We start from the raw sequence: 1081 nt of genomic DNA, 5'->3' as shown, positions 1-1081 counted from the left end.
TAAACGGAACCTTAGATTTACAAGATGATTCTCAATTAGTACAAGGCATACACAGCGATTTGCTTACTTCCGCTAATGGTAGAGTATTAAGACGTCAAGAAGGCACAAGCAATGTTTACAGATATAACTACTGGTCATCGCCTGTGGGCACAACATCTGCAACCGCATTAACAGATAACAACACCACTGCCAATAATCCCAACAACACTGCATACACTTTAAATATGCTTAAAGACGGCACCGGAAGCCCTATTGAGTTTACCAACAACTATAACGAAACAGGAAAAGTGAGTACCGCATGGTTATATGCCTTTAATAACGGTGTCACCTATTACGATTGGAACCACCTCTCTTTAAACGAAGCAATAGCTCCTGGTTTGGGTTACTCGCAAAAAGGAACTGGAGTCGGTACAAACCAACAGTATATTTTTGAAGGCAAACCTAACAACGGAACCATTTTAATAAATGCCGTAGATACTGGTGGTCCTGGAAGTGTGGATGGTGTCTCGGCTACCTCTACCCTGTTAGGAAACCCTTATCCTTCTGCCTTAGATGCCAGACAGTTTATTACAGATAATACCGCAACTGGTGTTATTGATGGTACCATTCTACTATGGGAACAATGGGCAGGAAATTCTCACGTTACTGTGTCTTACGAAGGTGGTTATGCTTATATTAACAACCTAACCACTGTAAAAGCAGCACAATACCCTTACAGTTTTGATAGTAACACCATGTCTGGTGGTACTAAAAAACCGTCGTTTTACATCCCTCCTGGACAAGGCTTCTTTGTAGAGGTTGTTGGTAATGGAAATATTGAGTTTAATAATAATCAACGTGTATTTATTAAAGAGAGTGATGCCTCTGCTACTAATCCTAACGTAGGGTCTACTTTCTTTAAAAACAGTAATCCGCCAACACCAACTGGTACAGATCCTAATAACTATCAATTATTAAGGTTAGAACTGTCTATGTCAGACACCTCAAGTCGTACTATGGTTTTAGGCTTTGATGATGCTTTTACAGACAATGGCAGAGAATACGGTTTCGATGGTGGTTATATTACCACGCCATTAAGTAA

General features: G+C 40.1%; 1 pseudogene. It reads left to right on the top strand.

The annotated features are described in order from the left end of the window. Positions 1-1081 (top strand): annotated as a pseudogene (locus ACVC43_RS00060) (hypothetical protein); the annotation flags it as partial.

This window comes from Lacinutrix chionoecetis (assembly GCF_053604665.1).
This window is presented reverse-complemented; position numbering and strand designations above follow the sequence as displayed.